At 72.7% G+C, this 16,835-nt stretch carries 11 protein-coding genes and 1 pseudogene; 11 read left to right on the top strand and 1 reads right to left on the bottom strand.

Translation table 11 applies throughout. The annotated features are described in order from the left end of the window. Window positions 1–229 precede the first annotated feature (229 nt). The 9 genes from POL25_RS08540 (at window position 230) to POL25_RS08500 (ending at window position 13,068) form a co-directional block, all read left to right on the top strand. Entirely contained in the window at window positions 230–607 is a 378-nt protein-coding gene (locus tag POL25_RS08540) for a sensory rhodopsin transducer (RefSeq protein ID WP_272085423.1), read from the top strand. Between the two features lie 47 nt (window positions 608–654). Beyond that, complete coding sequence (locus tag POL25_RS08535; RefSeq protein WP_272085422.1) at window positions 655–1,608, top strand: ribokinase; 954 nt, start codon at window positions 655–657, stop codon at window positions 1,606–1,608. Further along, window positions 1,605–4,070: a glycoside hydrolase family 65 protein gene (locus POL25_RS08530; protein ID WP_272085421.1), complete on the top strand. Its 2,466-nt coding sequence runs from the start codon at window positions 1,605–1,607 to the stop codon at window positions 4,068–4,070. Before POL25_RS08535 ends, POL25_RS08530 begins: the two co-directional genes overlap by 4 nt. After that, window positions 4,067–5,029: a TIGR03885 family FMN-dependent LLM class oxidoreductase gene (locus tag POL25_RS08525; protein WP_272085420.1), complete on the top strand. Its 963-nt coding sequence runs from the start codon at window positions 4,067–4,069 to the stop codon at window positions 5,027–5,029. Before POL25_RS08530 ends, POL25_RS08525 begins: the two co-directional genes overlap by 4 nt. 235 nt (window positions 5,030–5,264) lie before the next feature. Then, window positions 5,265–6,407 (top strand): sulfite oxidase, encoded by a 1,143-nt coding sequence (locus tag POL25_RS08520; RefSeq protein WP_272087242.1) that lies wholly within the window; start codon window positions 5,265–5,267, stop codon window positions 6,405–6,407. A gap of 608 nt (window positions 6,408–7,015) precedes the next feature. Further along, window positions 7,016–8,368: a S1 family peptidase gene (locus POL25_RS08515; RefSeq protein WP_272085419.1), complete on the top strand. Its 1,353-nt coding sequence runs from the start codon at window positions 7,016–7,018 to the stop codon at window positions 8,366–8,368. A 314-nt stretch (window positions 8,369–8,682) separates the two neighbouring features. Then, window positions 8,683–9,498, top strand: coding sequence for a fatty acid desaturase (locus tag POL25_RS08510; RefSeq protein WP_272085418.1), 816 nt, complete (start codon window positions 8,683–8,685; stop codon window positions 9,496–9,498). A 533-nt stretch (window positions 9,499–10,031) separates the two neighbouring features. Further along, the gene (locus POL25_RS08505; RefSeq protein WP_272085417.1) at window positions 10,032–10,985 is read left to right on the top strand and encodes a hypothetical protein; all 954 of its coding nucleotides are present in this window, start codon (window positions 10,032–10,034) and stop codon (window positions 10,983–10,985) included. A gap of 577 nt (window positions 10,986–11,562) precedes the next feature. After that, entirely contained in the window at window positions 11,563–13,068 is a 1,506-nt protein-coding gene (locus POL25_RS08500; RefSeq protein WP_272085416.1) for a UDP-N-acetylmuramoyl-L-alanyl-D-glutamate--2,6-diaminopimelate ligase, read from the top strand. 118 nt (window positions 13,069–13,186) lie between these two features. Here POL25_RS08500 and POL25_RS08495 read toward each other — a convergent pair whose 3' ends face one another. Then, the gene (locus tag POL25_RS08495; RefSeq protein WP_272085415.1) at window positions 13,187–14,143 is read right to left on the bottom strand and encodes a hypothetical protein; all 957 of its coding nucleotides are present in this window, start codon (window positions 14,141–14,143) and stop codon (window positions 13,187–13,189) included. An 868-nt stretch (window positions 14,144–15,011) separates the two neighbouring features. Between POL25_RS08495 and POL25_RS08490 the strand changes: the two genes are divergently transcribed. Together POL25_RS08490 and gatB are read left to right on the top strand one after the other, a co-directional pair. After that, on the top strand, window positions 15,012–16,493 hold the full coding sequence (locus POL25_RS08490) for a hypothetical protein (protein WP_272085414.1): 1,482 nt from the start codon (window positions 15,012–15,014) through the stop codon (window positions 16,491–16,493). A gap of 30 nt (window positions 16,494–16,523) precedes the next feature. Continuing rightward, a pseudogene (gene gatB / locus POL25_RS44880) lies at window positions 16,524–16,835 on the top strand (Asp-tRNA(Asn)/Glu-tRNA(Gln) amidotransferase subunit GatB); the annotation flags it as partial.

Below are 16,835 nucleotides of genomic sequence, written 5' to 3'. Positions count from 1 at the left end.
GGGCGAAGGGCAGGGCGCGTTCAATGCTCGCACCGCAGGCGGGCCGAATGGCGGGACGACGCGGGCTCCCGGACGCGCTGCGGAGATTGTCGCGCAGGAGCCGCGGCCAGGCGCGGATTCGCCGCGACGGCAGCGGGCTCGGCCGTGTAGGATGAATGGAGCACCCGCCGGTCCGAGCCGTGGCGGCCGCGGGCTTGCGCAGGGCGAGCACACCGCTCACGGTGCCTGCGTGAGCGAGACACCGCTGGGTCATCGTCGCTGGGCCATCGCCGACGGGTACATCCCCCGGGAGAGTCACGGACCCGAGCCGGAGATGACGAGCCACGAGACGGCTTCGATCCTCAACGCCTCGGGCCACGACGCCCACGTGCGATTCACGATTTACTTCGCCGACCGCGAGCCGGCCGGGCCCTACGAGGTGACGGTGCCGGCCCGGCGGACCCGCCACGTGCGCTTCAACGATTTGAACGATCCGGAGCCGATCCCGCTGGGCACCGATTTCTCGTGCGTGATCGAGTCGGACCAGCCGATCGTGGTCCAGCACACGCGCCTCGATTCGCGGCAGGCCGAGAATGCGCTGATCACGACGATCGCGTTCCCGGCCTGACCTCCCCTCCCTCGCGCCGCGAGGGGTTCGCCTGTGGTGATTTCACGATGACGAACGATTCACCGCTGTTGCTCGCGCTGGGTAGCATCAACCTCGACCTGCAGGTCCGCGCCGACCGCTGGCCCGGGCCGGGCGAGACGTTGCCGGTCCGCGACCTGCTGCGCACGGGCGGGGGCAAGGCGGCCAATCGCGCGTTCCTGGGCCGGAGGCTCGGCGTAAATGCCTGTCTTTTGGGTCATGTCGGGGACGACGATTTCGCCGACGAGGTGCTGCGCGGGCCGCGGGAGGTCGGGGTCGACGTCTCGCACGTGAAGCGGGTCGCCGGGCAGGCGACGGCGCTGGCGATGATCGTGGTGCGGGACGACGACGGCGACAAGACCATCCTGCTGGCGGCGAACGCCAACGAGGCGTGGCAGGCCGGCGACGCCGAGGCGGTGGTGAAGGTCATCGCGGCGGCGCCGGCGGGCTCGGTGCTGACCGTCGACCTCGAGGTGCCGATCGACGTCGTGCGCGCGGCCGCCAAAGCGGCGCGTGAGCGAGGGTTCAAGGTGGTGCTCGATCCGTCGCCGGCCGGCAACATGGAGGACGACCTCTACGCCATGATCGATGTCGTCACCCCCAACCCCGAGGAGACGCGCGGGCTCATCGGGCTCGACGTCCAGACCGACGAGGATGCGATTCGCGCCGGCGAGCAGCTGCTGGCCCGCGGGGTCGCGGTCGCGTGCGTCAAGCTGCGCGCCGGCGGGACGGCGCTGGTGACGGCGGACCAGCAGGAGATCGTGCGGCCGCTGGCGGTGCCGGTGGTCGACAAGACGGGGGCGGGCGACGCGTTCGCGGGGGCGCTCGGGGTGGCGCTGCTCGAGCGGCAGGAGCTGCTGCAGGCGGTCAAGTTCGCGGCGGCGGTGTCGAGCCTGGCGGTGACGGCCTACGGGTCGCAGCAGGCGTACCCCGATCGCGGGGCGGTCGAGCGGGCGCGTGGAGGCCGGGAGCGGCGGTCTTGAGCCCGCACGAGCGCGACGGGGCCCGGCTGGCGCCGTGGTCGATCGTCTACGAGTCGTTCGAGCGCGAGCGCGAGGGCCAGCGCGAGGTGCTGTGCGCGCTCGGCAACGGGCATTTCGTGACGCGCGCGGCGGCCCCGTGGGCGGTCGCGGGCGAGTCGCACTATCCGGGCACGTACCGCGCGGGGCTCTACAATCACAAGACCAGCGTCGTCGACGGCGAGCCGCTCGCGCACGAGGGTCTCGTCAATCTCCCGAACTGGTTGCGGATCGACGTCGGCCTCGGCGACGGCGACTGGTTCTCGCCCGAGCGGGTGACCGTGCGTGAATATCGGCAGGAGCTGGATCTGCGGCGCGGCCTGCTGGTCCGCACGATTCGCTTCGAGGTCGACGGCCTGCGCGCGACGCTGCACGAGCAGCGGCTGGTGCACCTCGGCATGCCGCACCTGGCGGCGCAGCAGCTTCGGCTCGAGCTCGCGGGCGCGGGAGCGCGGGTCCGCCTGCGCTCCTGGCTCGACGGACAGGTGACGAACGCCAACGCCGAGGAGTACCGCGGGGCCGACGGCGAGCACCTCGAGCAATTCGAGGTCGCGGCGCCGGGGGCGGGCGTGCTGACGCTGCGGGCTCGCACCTGCGGCTCGCGGCTCGAGTTCGCGGTCGCGACGCGCACGCGCGTGCTGGTCGAGGGCGGCGAGGTCGAGCCGCTGGCGCCGCTGGCCGACGGGGCGCGCAGGGTCGGGCTCCACACCTGCGCCGCGCTGGAGACCGGCGGCAGCGTCACGCTCGAGAAGATCGCCGCGCTGTACGCCCGCCACGATCGCACGATCCGCGAGCCGCTCGACGCGGCCGCCAGCGCGGTCGCCGGGGCCCCGGACTTCGCGGCGCTGCTGCCGGCGCACACGCGGGCGTGGGCCGAGCTGTGGGACCGCTTCGACGTCGAGGTCGAGGACGAGCAATCGACGACGACGACGCTGCGGCTGCACCTGTTTCACATCCTGCAGACGGTCTCGCCGCACACGATCGGGCTCGACGCGGGGATCCCCGGGCGTGGCTGGCACGGTGAGGGGTATCGCGGGCACGTGTTCTGGGACGAGCTGTTCGTGTTCCCGGTGCTCGCGTATCGCCTGCCCGAGCTGGCGCGCTCGCTGCTGCTCTATCGATTCCGGCGCCTGCCGGCGGCGCGGGCCGCGGCGCGGGCGGCCGGGCTGCGCGGGGCGATGTTCCCGTGGCGCAGCGCCAGCGACGGCCGCGAGGTCAGCGAGCCGCGGCGCAAGAACACGCGCTCGGGCCGGTGGATCGCCGACAACAGCCGACTGCAGCGGCACATCGGCGCGGCGGTGGCCTACAACGTCTGGCATTATTACGAGATCACCGGCGACCGCGAATTCATGGCCGAGCACGGGGCCGAGATGCTGGTCGAGGTGGCGCGGTTCTGGGCCAGCGCGGCGCAGTTCGAGCCGGCGCGCGAGCGCTACGTGATCCGCGGGGTCGGCGGGCCGGACGAGTTCCACGACGCGTACCCCGAGGCCGCCCGGCCCGGGGTCGACAACAACGCCTATACCAACGTGATGGCGGTGTGGACGCTGCTGCGGGCCCGCGAGGCGCTGGCGCTGCTGCCGGAGGGGGCGCGACAATTGCTGGTGGACCGGCTGGGGCTCGGCGCCGACGAGCTGCGGACCTGGGAGGACATCACGCGGCGGATGTTCGTGCCGTTCCACGGCGAGGGGCTCATCAGTCAATTCGAGGGCTACGAGCGGCTGGCCGAGTTCGACTGGGACCTGTACCGCGCCCGCTACCGCGACGACATCCACCGGCTCGACAACATCCTCGAGGCCGAGGGCGACACGGCCAATCGCTACAAGGTGTCGAAGCAGGCCGACGTGTTGATGCTGTTCTACCTGCTGGCGCCGGAGGAGCTGCGCGCGATCTTCACCGGCCTGGGCTACGCGTGGGACGACGCGATGCTGGCGGTCAACGCCCGCTATTATTTGCGGCGCACGTCGCACGGGTCGACGCTGAGCCGGGTGGTCCACGCGTGGGTGCTGGCGCGCTGCGATCCGGCGCACTCGTGGCAGATGTTGCGCGAGGCGCTGGGCAGCGATCTGGGCGACATCCAGGGCGGGACGACGGAGGAGGGGGTGCACCTCGGGGCGATGGCGGGCACGATCGACATCTTCCAGCGCTGTTACACCGGGCTCGAGGCGCGCGACGGGGCGCTGTGGCTGCGGCCGGCGCTGCCGGACGAGCTGAAGAGCGTGTCGTTCCGCGTGCGCCACCGCTGCGCGTGGGTGTCGCTGACGGTCCGCAACGACGGGGTGACGGTGCAGGTCGACGACGACGCGGAGCACCCGGTGACGGTGCGCATCGACGGGCAGGCGGAGACGGTCCAGCCGGGGGCGCGGCGCACGTTCGCGGTCGCGCCGGCCAGCGCGCGCAAGCTCGGCGAGTGCCTGGAGGCGCGATGAGGCTGGCGTATCACTGCTCTCACGAGCAATTTGCGCCGAGCGAGCTGCTGGCGCTGGCGCGGCGGGCCGAGGCGGCCGGCTTCGACGCGGTGACCTGCTCGGATCATTTTCACCCGTGGAACGAGCGCCAGGGCCACAGCGGTCACGCGTGGACGTGGCTCGGCGCGGCGCTGCAGGCGACGTCGTGCGGCTTCGGGGTGGTGACGGCGCCGGGTCAGCGCTACCACCCGGCCGTGCACGCGCAGGCGGTGGCGACGCTGCTCGAGCTGTTCCCCGGGCGCTTCTGGCTGGCGATCGGCAGCGGCGAGCTGCTCAACGAGGGCATCACCGGCGAGCCGTGGCCGCTCAAGCAGCGCCGCAACGAGCGCCTGCGCGAATGCGCGGAGGTGATGCGCGCGCTGTGGGCCGGTGAGACGGTGACGCACCGCGGGCTGGTGCAGGTCGAAGCGGCGCAACTCTACACGCGACCGCGCGAGCGGCCGGCGCTGTTCGGGGCGGCGATGACGGCCGCGACGGCGCGCTGGCTGGGCGGCTGGGCCGATGGGCTGATCACGGCGGCGCAGCCGGACCAGGGGCACGCGCGGGTGATCGAGGCGTTCCGCGAGGGCGGCGGCGCCGGCAAGCCGGTCCACCTCAAGGTGCAGCTGGCGTACGCGCGCGACGAGGCGACGGCACTGCACGAGGCGTGGGCGCAGTGGCGCACCAATGTGCTCGCCAGCGAGGTGCTGGCCGAGCTGCGCACGCCGGGGCAATTCGAGGCGGCTGCCGAGTTCGTGACGCCGGAGGCGATCCGCGGGCCGGTGCGGGTGGCGGCCGATCTTTCGCAACACGCCGAGTGGCTGGCCAAAGACGCCGAGCTGGGGATCGATCTGGTGTCGCTGCATCAGGTGGGCGGCGAGCAGGGGCGCTTCATCGATGATTTCGCGGCGAAGGTGCTGCCGCAGCTGCGAAACGGCTGAGTCGGGTTCGCTTTCGGTATAGAGGCAATCACGGGAGGACGCTCGCTCGGTCGGGGAGCTGCCCGGATTGCAGCGAGCCGGGCAGCGCTTCGAGCGAGCGGCGGCGAGGCGCTGCTCGAGCCCCGCGCCGGGCTCGTGGTCGCCGCGCGGGGCGTCGTGGCGCATTCACGGGGCGGGCGTCGGCGAGAGGTCGGTGGCGAAACAGGGGCCGCAGGCCATGCTTGCGGGCGTGCGGATGGACGAATCCTCGCGCCGCCGGTTCCTCGCGCTCGCGGGCGGCGGCGGGTTGGTCGCCGCGCTCGGGTGCCGGGCGAGCGGGGCCAGGTCGGAGCTCGTCAAGCCGTTGCCGGACGCGCTGTTCATCCGCCACGGGGCGCACAACGCCGAGACGCGGCTCGAGAGCCTGTCGCCGGGGCAGCTCGTCACGCCGAACGATCGCTTCTACGTGCGCAACCACGGGCCGACGCCGCGGCTGTCGGCGGCGGGGTGGCGACTGGAGATTCATGGGGATGCGGTGGCACGGCCGGTGAGCCTGACGTACGACGAATTGGTCACGCTGCCGTCGCGGACGATCACGCGCTACCTCGAATGCGCGGGCAACGGGCGGGCCTTCTTCGCCGAACTGCTCGGGTTCGCGGCCGACGGCGATCCGTGGCGCGACGGGGCGTACGGAGTGGCGACATGGACGGGGGTGCCGCTGGCGCGTCTGCTGGGCCTGGCGGGCCTGCGCGACGGGGCGGCGTGGGTGATGCCGGTGGGGCTCGACGGCGACGGCTACGCGCGGCCGCTGCCGCTGGCGAAGGCGATGATGGAGGATACGATCCTGGCCTATCGCATGAACGGCGGGCCGTTGCCGATGGACCACGGGTTTCCGGCGCGGGTGGTGGTGCCGGGGTGGATCGGGGCGGCGAGCGTGAAGTGGGTCGGGGCGCTCGAGGTGTCGACGCGCGAGCCGATGGTGCCGGCGAACACCGAGGACTACGTGCTGCTCGGCGCCGACTATCCGCGGCCGCCGCCGGTGCTGACGACGCAGGTGATCCGCAGCGCCGTCTGCATGCCGTGGCCGGGGCTGCTGCCGGCCGGGCGGCGAACGATCTACGGCCTCGCGTGGTCGCCGTTCGGCGCGATCGCCAGGGTCGAAGTCAGCCTCGACGGCGGGCATAATTTCACGCGGGTGGCCCGGCTGATCGGCGACGACCTGCCGGTCGCGGGCACGTGGTGGCAGCTCGAGCTCGAGGCGCCGCCGGGGGAGCTTTCGATCACGCCGCGCGCGGTCGACGAGCATGGACATACGCAGCCGCCGCTGTCGCAGCAGCGGCTGAACGACAAGGGCTATCTGTTCGCGGCCCCGGTGCCGCACCCGATCCGCTTCGTGTAGCGCGGAGGTTCGCGTCGATGCCTGTGCGCGATGTCGCGGCTGCGGCGATGACGTCATCACGCGGCTCGCCGCGGTCGCGCCGGAGCGGGATGCGCGAGGGGGCGTGACGACATTGCGCGGCTCGGATCCGCCGAGCGCGCTGCGCGGGGCGCGTCGTGCGACGTCGGGTTCGGTGTTCGTGCAGCTGCAATCGAGCGAGCTGCGCGAAGCACGGCCGTGCCATTGCCGATGCGCACACCGAATAATCGTTGTGGGTCGCGGCTGCGTGCTGTGGGCCCCCATGTGGGGGCCATGGGCCCGGTCCGCGATTCTTCTTGACGGAGTGTGGGCGGTCGGGATAGCGAAGGGATGAGCTAGGATTCGTGTGCCTGTGCAGCGATATACCCTGTTTCCGAGTCGTACCTGCCGAATGAGGTGGGGGCAGGAATTGGTGTCACTGGCACGTTCGGACCTGGCGCGCCCGGGCGCGTGAAGCCCCGGCTCCGCGGCTCCGCGCCGCGATCGACCGACCCCATTCATCGACCACGTTCATCGACAAGGACGCCGCCATGACGCATCGCCTCATTGCCCGGAAGCATCGCTCGACCGTACTGCTCACACCGCTCTCCATGCTCGCGCTGATCGCGGGCGGATGCGATCCGGAGGTCGAGAGCGACGCCGAGCTCGACAGCGTCGACCTCGCGGTCGCCGAGGCCGACTTCACCGACGCCGGCCAGCCGAAGATCCTCAGCCACGCGGAGCTGTTCGCGGGCGTGGACGACCCACCGCCGGCGCCGGGCGCCGACGAGGCGAGCGACGAATTCTCGTCGGCGGACGAGCAGGACGGCGAGGCCATCTACGGCGGCACGACGGTGCCGGTGTGCGGCTGGGCGTCGACGGTCGAGCTCGGCGGCTCGTGCACGGGCACGCTGGTCGACCCGCAGGTGGTCATCTACGCCGCCCACTGCGGCGCCAGCTACAACAAGATCTACTTCGGCGAGAAGTACACGGCGGCGGCCAAGTCGGTCACGCCGCAGTGGTGCAAGATCTATCCGGGCGGCCAGCCGGGCTCGGGCAACGACTTCGCGGTGTGCAAGCTTTCGACGCCGGTCACCGACGTGCCGATCGTGCCGATCTTGATGGGCTGCGAGACGAGCAACCTGCAGCCCGGCAAGCAGGTCACGCTGGTCGGCTTCGGCAACGCCGACAACGGGCCCTACGGCGTGAAGCGCCAGGTGACGACGACGATCAACGGGTTCCAGGGCGACGAGATCTCGATCGGCGGCAACGGCAAGGACACCTGTCAGGGCGACTCCGGCGGGCCGGCGTTCATCAAGCTGGCCGATGGGACATGGCGCGTGTTCGGCATCACCTCGTACGGCGGGGCGTGCGGCAGCGGCGGCATGTACTCGATGATGCACAAGGGCATCGCGTGGTTCGAGCAGCAGACGGCGATCGATCTGACGCCGTGCCACGACGCCAACGGCACCTGGAACCCGGGGCCCAAGTGCTTCAACTTCCAGACCAATCCGGGCAGCGTGAACGACACGTGGAGCGGCGGCTGCAACGCGGGCGCGCCGAACGGGGCGTACAGCGCGACGTGCGGCTCGCCGTACCAGGGCGGGGGCAATCCGCCGCCGCCGCCGCCGCCGCCGCCGGCGGACGTGCCGTGCACCGGCTGCACCGAGTACAGCGGCTCGCTGTCCGGCAGCGGCGACAGCGACCAGCACCCGAACGCCAGCTACTACACGAGCAACGGCGCGGGCGCGCACGAGGGCTACCTGGTCGGGCCGGCCGGCACCGACTTCGACCTGCTGCTCTACAAGTGGAACGGCAGCGCGTGGGCGGTGGTCGCCAAGGCCGAGACGGCCTCGACCAACGAGACCGTCAAGTACAACGGGACCGCGGGCCACTACACGTGGCTGATCCAGTCGTACAGCGGCGCCGGGGCGTACAAGTTCTACGCCAAGAAGCCGAACTAGGGGCTGGCTCGCGGGACATGTCCTCCGGGACATGTCCCGGACGAGGTGTCCGCAAGGACATGTCCTGAAGTCCCGGTGCGCCCCGCGCAGGGCTGGCCCGGGCCGGCGCCGGGCGGCGGGCCGGGGCTTTCGGGCCCGGGCACTGCCGCGGCCCGTCAAGAGGCCGGGAGACCTCGGTTGCAGTTGCATCGATCGGTCTGCGCGAGTGAACTGCGTTCGCCTGTCCACGAGCGGAGAGGGTCGGTCGCGGAGCGCGCTTTGCGAGGCGGGGCGGGAATCGCTATCACGGGGTGGTGGCGGGAAACCTCCGGACGATGGCCGCGCGCACTCTCCGCATGACGCGGCGAGAGGTCAACGCGGTGTTTCCGGGCGACCCACGCACGCGCTACGACGACGCGATGCTGGCGTGGTCGCTGGCCTTCCACGCCAGCTACTTCGCGTTCGTGGCCGAGGTGATGCCGGGCTGGCTGTTCGGCCCGCTGGGGGTGGTGCTGTTCCTGCGCTACTTCAACCGCTGGCACGAGGCGCTGCACGCCGACCAGCGGGTGGCAGCGCGCTGGCACCCGGCGCGGGCGCTGCTGGTGGTGGTGTCGCCGATCTATCTCGGTCGCCCGCAGCTCGAGGAGCTGCACGTGATGCACCACCGCGAGGAGGGCAGCGAGGCCGACCCGGACCGCGAGATGATGGACACCGGGCCGCTGCGGGCGGCGCTGCTGTGCCTGGTCCAGCCGGAGCTGCTGGCGGTGTGGTACCTGCGACGTCGCGGCCTCGACTCGCGCCTGGCGCTGGCCATGCTGACGCACGCGGCGACGTGGGCGGCGCTGATGTGGCTCGGCGGCCTGCGCGGCTTCATCGCCTACAACCTGGTGGTCCGGATCGGCAACGCGCTGGCCTGGCTGGTGTTCGCGTGGCTGGTCCATCAGCCATGGCTCTACGGACAGGTCGATCCGCCCGAGTTCCCGCGCCCGCTGCGGTGGCTGTGGATCGCGCTGGTCGGCCGCGAGAACTACCTGGGGGTGCGCTTCCATTTCCTGCACCACCTGTTCACGGCGGTGCCCGACCGCCGCCTGCCGGCGCTGGCGCAGCGCCTGAACCCTGATGCGGCTGAGACCGCCCCCGAGGCGGCCTGAGCCGGGCTCCTGGCGCAAGAGACAGGGATCGCGGAAACGGGCCTCTGGCGCGTGCGCCGCGGCGTCCGGCTGCGCGGCCCGGCCGGCGTAAGCTGGCGCAGCGACCGAGATCACACGTGACGGCGGCATGACACGGCTCATCCTCGAGGCGATCGCGGCCGATACGATCGCCGCGGCCGGCGACCGTGATCCCGCCGGCCTCGCGCTCGCGCTCGGTGATCACGATGGGACACCGATCACCGACTTCGACATCGCCGACATCGGCGACGAAGCGAGGATCGTCGGCGCCGGCGGGCTCCACTGCGGCTCGCCAGCGCGACGCCGGACGGCTGCCAGGGGACGTACATCGCGCAGGGGGTGCCGCTGCGGGAGCAGACCTGGAATTCCGGCGGACATGTGTTCGCCGTCGCAGTCGCCCATGGTGCGCGGCGCGGGCTCACGCGGACCTACGTCTCGCTGCGTCGAGGGGCGTCGCTGCCCGGCGCTGGGGGTTCGCGTCGGCAGGGATTCCCGACTATGCTTGGAACCCGCCGATGACGGACTCCGGTGATATCTGGCAGCGCTACGACGCGAAGGTCCTGCACATCCGACAGCTCGAAGCGCGAGTGGCGGAGCTCGAGAGCGCGGTCGCGACCGGTCAGCACGAGCGTGACCACTGGGCGGGCCTGGCTCGCCAGCTGAACAAGAAGCTGCAGGTGGCGGCCGGCCTGGCCCAGCGGCTGCGCGCCGCCCAGCACGAGCCGCCGCTGCCGACGCCCAAGGTGGTGGTGCGAACCGACCGCACCGACGCCGAGCAGCAGCAGCTCCAGAGCGAGTTCGATCGCGCCCGCGAGGTGCTCGGGCTGGTGCTGTCGGCGTTGACCCGGGCGCTCGACGACGACGACGAGGCGGTGGCGGAGCTCGGCCGTCGCCTGCGACACCACGCAGGTGGCAAGCTGCTCCACAGCATCACGCGCGGGTCGCTGACGCTGGTGCCGCTCGACGGCCGGTTCCTGGTCGACCGGGCGTGGCTCGAGCGGCTCGATGTGCCGGCGCTGCGCGGTGAGCTCGACCTGGCGGCGCAGTCGGGGATCTTCGCCCGCGCGGACGAGCAGGCGAGCGCGCCCGCGGAGCCGAGCCGGCCGCAGGCCCGCGTCCCCGAGTTCGCGCCAGCGCAGCCGGTGCTCGGGTCCCGCCCGGCGCAGGTCGCCATCTCCGGCGAACTCGAGGTCGAGCTCGAGCACGAACAGGAACACGAGGAGTACGACGCGTACACCGACCTGCCGCCGCCGCCGCCGATGCCCGCGGCGCAGCTGACGATGCCGCCGCCGCCGCTGCTGGCGGCGTTGCCGGCCGACGACTCGCCGCCGCCGCCCCCGATCCCGGAGGTGCCGCGCCGGCTCGAGGACACGATGCGCGGGAAGATCCAGACGCCGGCGGCCCTGACCGAGGCGTTCATCCCCAACCTGCGGATCGGTCGCCTGGTCAAGACGCCCGGCGGCAGCTGATGATTAAAGGCATGTCCTCCGGGACATGTCCTTTAAAAATCAGCGAGATCGAATGTGGGGAGATGGCGCGGGGGACATGTTCATGATGGCATGCCCCTTGGGGCATGTCCGATCGGGCATGTCCTTGAGCGCGGCCGGGTTTCGCCACCCGCGTTCGGCCGTTGAGGGGTGAATCGTGGGCATTGCGAGGAGCTGATTGAAGGGCGAGGCGAGGCGCGGCGCCGGGCATGTCCGCGAGCGCGGCCGGGCATCGTCTCCCGCGCTCGGCCGTGCTGCGAGGAGCCGACTGAAGGGACAGGCGAGAACCGGCGCCGGGCATGTGTGCGAGCGCGGCTGGGCATCGTCTCCCGCGCTCGGCCGCGCTGCGAGGAGCTGACTGAAGGACAGGCGAGCAGCGGCGCCGGGGCATGTCCGATCGAGCATGTCCGCGAGCGCGGCCGGATCTGCGGGCGGGCGGGCGAGCGGGCATTGCGAGGAGCTGACTGAAGGGACAGGCGAGGACTGGCGCCCCGGAAGCTCGGGCGGGCGGGCGGAGGGGTGCTGTTCGGGCGGGCGCGGGTGCGCTAGCCTGCGGGCGATGTCCGACACGCTGCGCCTCGGCGCCCTGCTCGCCGGTGAAGACGCGAGCTACCACGGCTGCGGGCCGGAGACGGCGGTCGCGCGGCTGGTCGTCGATTCGCGGCGGGTGGTCCCCGGCGCGGCGTTCGTGGCGGTGCCGGGGCTGGCACACGACGGGCACGCGTTCGTGCCGGCGGCGCTGGCGGCAGGCGCGGCGCTGGCGATCGTCGAGCGCGGGCGGCTGGCGGCGCCGCAGCCGGAGCCGCGGGTCGAGCTGCCGGCGATCGCCGACGCGCTGCCGCGGCTGTGTGCGCGCGCCTGGGGCGAGCCCGGCGAGCACCTGCGCCTGGCGGGCGTGACGGGGACCAACGGCAAGACGACGGTGACGTTCCTGGTCGCGGCGATGCTGGCGGCCGCGGGGCGCAAGCACGCGCGGATCGGTACGACGGGCAACTGGGTCGGCGACCGCGAGGAGACGGCGGCCTTCACCACGCCGTTCCCGCTCGAGCTGCAGGAGCTGCTGGCGCGGGCGCGCGAGCGCGGGGCGACCGACGCGGTGATGGAGGTGTCGTCGCACGCGCTGGCGCAGGGCCGGGCGAAGCCGCTGCGCTACGACGCGGCCGGGCTGACCAGCTTCTCGCAGGACCACCTCGATTTCCACGCGACGATGGCCGAGTACCTGGCGGCCAAGTGCCTGCTGCCGGCAGAGCACCTGCGGGCCGGCGGGGTGGTGGTGGCGGCGGTCGACGAGCAGCCGGCGGCGCAGCAATTCTTGGCGGCGGCGCCGGCCGGGTCGCAGGTGTGGCGAGCGTCGCGCGGCGGGCTGCCGGGGGCGGAGATCGTGGCGTCTTCGGTGATGTCCGAAAGCACAGGTCTGACGGCGCGCGTGGACACGCCGGCGGGGCCGCTGGCGCTGCGCTCGCCGCTGGTCGGGGCGTTCAACCTCGACAACCTGCTGGTGGCGATCGGGCTGGGGCTGGGGCTGGGGCTGGAGCCGCCGGCGATCGCGGCGGCGCTGGCGGAGTGCCGCGGGGCGCCGGGGCGGCTCGAGCGGGTGACGGTGGCGGGCGCGCGCGGGCCGACGGTGCTCGTCGACTACGCGCACACGCCCGACGCGGTGGCGCGGGCGCTGCAAGCGGTGCGGCGGGCCTGCAGCGGCCGGCTGTTCGTGGTGCTGGGCTGCGGCGGCGATCGCGATCCAGGCAAGCGGGCGCCGATGGGCGAGTTCGCGGCGACCCTGGCCGATCGCTTCTACGCGACCTCCGACAACCCGCGCACGGAAGATCCGGCGGCGATCGTGGCGCAGATGCTGGCCGGCGTGCCGGCCAGCCGCCGCGACCGGGTGGTGCCGGAGGTCGACCGCCGCGCGGCGATCGCCCGCGCGGTCGCGGAGGCGGGCGTCGAGGATGTGGTGGTGATCGCGGGCAAGGGGCACGAGGACTATCAAGTCGTCGGGACGACCAAGCTGCACTTCGACGACCGCGAGGAGGCAGCCGCGGCGCTGCGCCTGCGGGCGTCGGGGTGAGCTCGCGGGCCAGGAGATGGCCGATCGGACATGTCTTCATCGACATGTCGTGAGAGAAATGTCGAAAGGGACATGTCCGGGTGGACATGTCCCTCTGTCGCTCGAGCGACCCGGCGGCTCAGGGGGGGAGCACGGTGACGGTGCGGACCTCGACGACGGCTTCGGCGCCGACGAACTCGCCGGCGTCGAACACGGTGCGGCCGGAGCGGGTGGCCGCGATGCGCAGGGCGGTGCCGGGGCCGGCGTCGAGGCCGAGCGCGTGCAGCTCGTCGAGGTCGGCGACGAACGAGCCGTCGTCATGGGTCACGCAGGTCAGCTCCTCGCCGACCGGCTCGCCGCCGATCAGGCTGGCGAGGCGCAGGACCAGCGGCTCGCGGGCGCCGGGGCGCCACTCGAGGCGCAGCTCGTCGCGACCGCGGTCGATGCTGCCGGTCAGCGCGGCCGGCTCGGGCAGGCGCGGGCGCAGGGTGAAGCCGGGCAGCTCGTCGCCCTCGCCGTCGACGCGGACGACCAACTCGGACGGGGCCGGCTCGCCCGGCGGCCAGGCACCGGCAGGCAGGCTGTCGCCCAGGTAGGTGTAGGTGACGCCGGAGATGTTGGGCACCAGGTCGGGCAGCAGCGCCAGCGGGACGTCGATCGCGGCCTCGCCGATGGTGACGCCGAGGTTGCCGGCGTCGAGCAAGATCAGCTCGCGCGCGCTGCTGCTGCTGTCCTTGGAGACAGGTTCGTCGGCGGCCAGCAGCTGGTCGCTCGGGGCACAGTGGCCGGGACGCATGCGCTCGGCCGGGGGCCGCGGCAGGTCGAGGCGGGTGCGCGCGGCGGCCTCGTCGTAGCCGCGGTACTGGGCGAACACGGCCGAGACCTCGAGCGCCGGCTCGTCACCCGCGAACTCGCCGGGCGGCTGGACGACGACGCGGATCTGGGCCAGCCGCGAGGTGGCCGCCGGCTCGCCCGACTCCTGCGGGGCCACGCCGAGCTCGCCTGGATCGTCGACGCCGCTGCACGCCGCGATGGCGGCGGCGAGCACGAGGCCCAGAGCGGCGGGCCGGCGACAGGCGACGGAGCGGTCGGTCACGGATCCAGAATTACCGCGGCCCGGCGGCCAAGTCACGGAAGCGGGGTGATTCGGCGACCACGACCCCTTGTGGTAGGCGGGCGCACCCAGACCGGCCCCGGAGCGGCTGAGGCGCTGGGGCGCGCGGTTCTCGTGGGGGACGGGTCCGCGGTCGGAGCGGGCGGTCCGGGCGAGGCTGCAGCCGGTGCGGGGGCGGCTCGGGGCGCTTCCGCCCGTGGGTGCGGAGGATGCGCCGGAGAGTGCGGGCTGCGGAGCTGGTTCCACAGGCAGATGTCCCTGCGGTCGCGGCGAGTGGCTGTGGCCGGGTGTTGTCGACTGGCTGGGTGCGCGTGGGGTGGTGCGCGGGCCGCGAGCTGTCGTCGCCGTCTCGTGACCGCAGGCCGCGCCCGGTTCGCCCCGCTCACCACCGGTGAGCTCGCCGACACGGTGCGGCTCGGGACGATCGCCGCGGGCCCGCGCCCACGACGACCGCGACGACAGGGCCACGTCCGGCGGATGCGCGCGGCCGGTGCGGGTTGCTCGGCGAGCGGGTGCTCGACGAGTTCGGCATGGGCGCGCACGGCGACCTGTGCGCGCATGTCCCGGAGGACAGGTTCCATGACGCGGGGGCCTGTGGACATGGCTGATGAGACATGTCCGAAAGGTCAAGTGATCGCGCGTCGGGCCCGCGCGAGGGGACGCCCGACGGCTCGTGGTGCACTGGGAATATGGCAGAAAGGACATGCCCGAAGGAGCAGCAGGCTTCGGCAGGGCGTGCGACACGGCCGGCGATTGTTTTTTGAGCTCGCGGGCCGCAGGACAGGCGCGACCTGGCGCCGCGGAGTGCAGGGGCGGGAAACTTCAGCGGGCGACGGGCGTTGCACGGCGAATGCGACGCACGACGATCGTGGCCCTGTCGCTGGCGGCGTGCACGGCGAAGCCGGCCCCCATGGTGCATGAGATCGCCGGCGAGCCGGAGGTGATCGAGCTCGGCGAGCGACGGCCGGGCGAGCTCAAGTGGATGAGCGCGAACGCGCGGTTCGTGGCGCTGTACGTGTACACGGACGAGGAGAGCAAGAGGAAGCTCGGCCTGGACGTGCCGCCGCTGTTGATGCTCCACGACACGGTCGCGGGGACGCGGCGCATGATCGAGGAGGTCGTCGCCACCGACCCGCGCGGGCGCTGGGCGGTGGCCCTCGCGGGCAAGCACTTGTGGCTGCTCGACGGCGAGACGGGGACGCTCGACGACCTCGCAGCCCGTGGAGCCGACCTGACCGGCGATCGCCAGCGCTGCTGGGGGCAGGGGCGGCAGGCGATGTTCGATCCGTGGGGCGGCGAGCTGCTGTACTTGCGGACAGATCCGGATCGCGCGGTGATCCGCCGGCTGAGCGACGGGCACGAGCGCGAGGTCGTGGCGCCGCCGTACAAGCTGTGGCGCGCCGAGCCGACCGGGGCGCCGGGGTGGGTGCGATTCTTGGTGGTGCCGCGCGACACCGATGGCGACGGGGCGCTGACGTTCCCGTGGCGCGATCATACGTGCGAGCCGTGGATCGACTGGAGAGACTGGCACGACGCGTTCATGGTGCCGCCGACGCGCATGGGTGACCTGTCCGCGGCGGTGCTGGCGGACGCGGGCGGGGCGCGGGTCTACTCGGGCTACAAGGCGGCGCCGCAGCCGATGGAGGAGGAGTCGGGGGAGCCGTGGGTGCCGTTCGGAGCGGACACGTACGGGACGTTCGGGGTGACCAGTGGAGTGGTGCACGCCGACGGGACGAGCGTCGACGCGCCCGTGGGGTGCGAGTGGAGGCAAGAATTCGCCGCGGTGGCGGCGGCGCTGGTCTGTCCGGAGGGGGTGCGGGAGCTGCGGTCGGTGATCGGTGGGGCGCAGACGATCGCGGGGTTGCAGAAGTTGTTCATGCTGCCGGTGCTCGGCCGCGACGGAGCGCTGTGGAGCGCCGCGCGGGTGAAGGTCGACGGCCGGGAGCTGCTCGGGCGGATCGACCTCGCCGACGGATCGCTCGAGCTCGATCGCGGCGGGGTCGAGCTCCCGCCCGACGAGCACAGCGTGCGGCAGGATCGTCGCGGATGGCTGGTCGGGAGCCGCCACGCCTATCAGGTGACGACGGGGCGGTCGCGGCGGATGCCGCCGCACGAAAAGACGCGGCAGCCCGGGGTGATCGAGATCGAGGATCGGGTATTCGCGGTCGACCTCGAGGGAGCGCGGATGTTGCGGCTGGCGTCGCGGCCAGAGGCGGTCGCAGAGAACGGCTGCGCCCTGGTCGCGCCCGACGACGGCGAGCCGGGCTCCGCGGGGACGTGGGCGCTGATCTGTCCGCCGGGGCGCGCGCTGCGGCTCGATCGCGAGCCGTGACGCGGGCGCCTCGAGGAGGACGCCGGCGAGGTGCTCGCCGGGCCCTCGCTCGATTCCAGCCGCGCCGGCGCGGCGCTGCTCGGGATCGTGACAGCGCCTGTGATCCGCGGCGCTGCGGAGGCTGCGCGGGAGCTGCGGGCGCCGCGTCTCTTGCGGCTGCGCTTCGATGTGTCCGCCGCCACGATGGCGGGTGGTTCGCCGCCCTGCGACGTGAATGTCTCGCTGCAGCGCCGCGGCCCCGCGGCCCCGAGGGTGCGCTGTGAGAGCGAGGACCTGAACTCGTTCAACTTCATCGAGCGGGCCGTGACGGCCGAGGTCGAACGCCAGGAGGCGCGGATCGCC

Source organism: Nannocystis bainbridge, assembly GCF_028368995.1.
GTDB classification, from domain to species: Bacteria; Myxococcota_A; Polyangia; order Nannocystales; family Nannocystaceae; genus Nannocystis; species Nannocystis bainbridge.
Note: the sequence above shows the minus strand (reverse complement) of the source record. Positions and strands in the feature narration are given on the sequence as shown.

Bases quoted from the DNA above. Each gene is read 5' to 3' on its own strand.
- POL25_RS08535 (WP_272085422.1), top strand. From the start codon at position 655: ATGACGAACGATTCACCGCTGTTGCTCGCGCTGGGTAGCATCAACCTC.
- POL25_RS08525 (WP_272085420.1), top strand. From the start codon at position 4,067: ATGAGGCTGGCGTATCACTGCTCTCACGAGCAATTTGCGCCGAGCGAG.
- POL25_RS08520 (WP_272087242.1), top strand. From the start codon at position 5,265: ATGGACGAATCCTCGCGCCGCCGGTTCCTCGCGCTCGCGGGCGGCGGC.
- POL25_RS08515 (WP_272085419.1), top strand. From the start codon at position 7,016: ATGCTCGCGCTGATCGCGGGCGGATGCGATCCGGAGGTCGAGAGCGAC.
- POL25_RS08510 (WP_272085418.1), top strand. From the start codon at position 8,683: ATGGCCGCGCGCACTCTCCGCATGACGCGGCGAGAGGTCAACGCGGTG.
- POL25_RS08505 (WP_272085417.1), top strand. From the start codon at position 10,032: ATGACGGACTCCGGTGATATCTGGCAGCGCTACGACGCGAAGGTCCTG.
- POL25_RS08500 (WP_272085416.1), top strand. From the start codon at position 11,563: ATGTCCGACACGCTGCGCCTCGGCGCCCTGCTCGCCGGTGAAGACGCG.
- POL25_RS08490 (WP_272085414.1), top strand. From the start codon at position 15,012: ATGCGACGCACGACGATCGTGGCCCTGTCGCTGGCGGCGTGCACGGCG.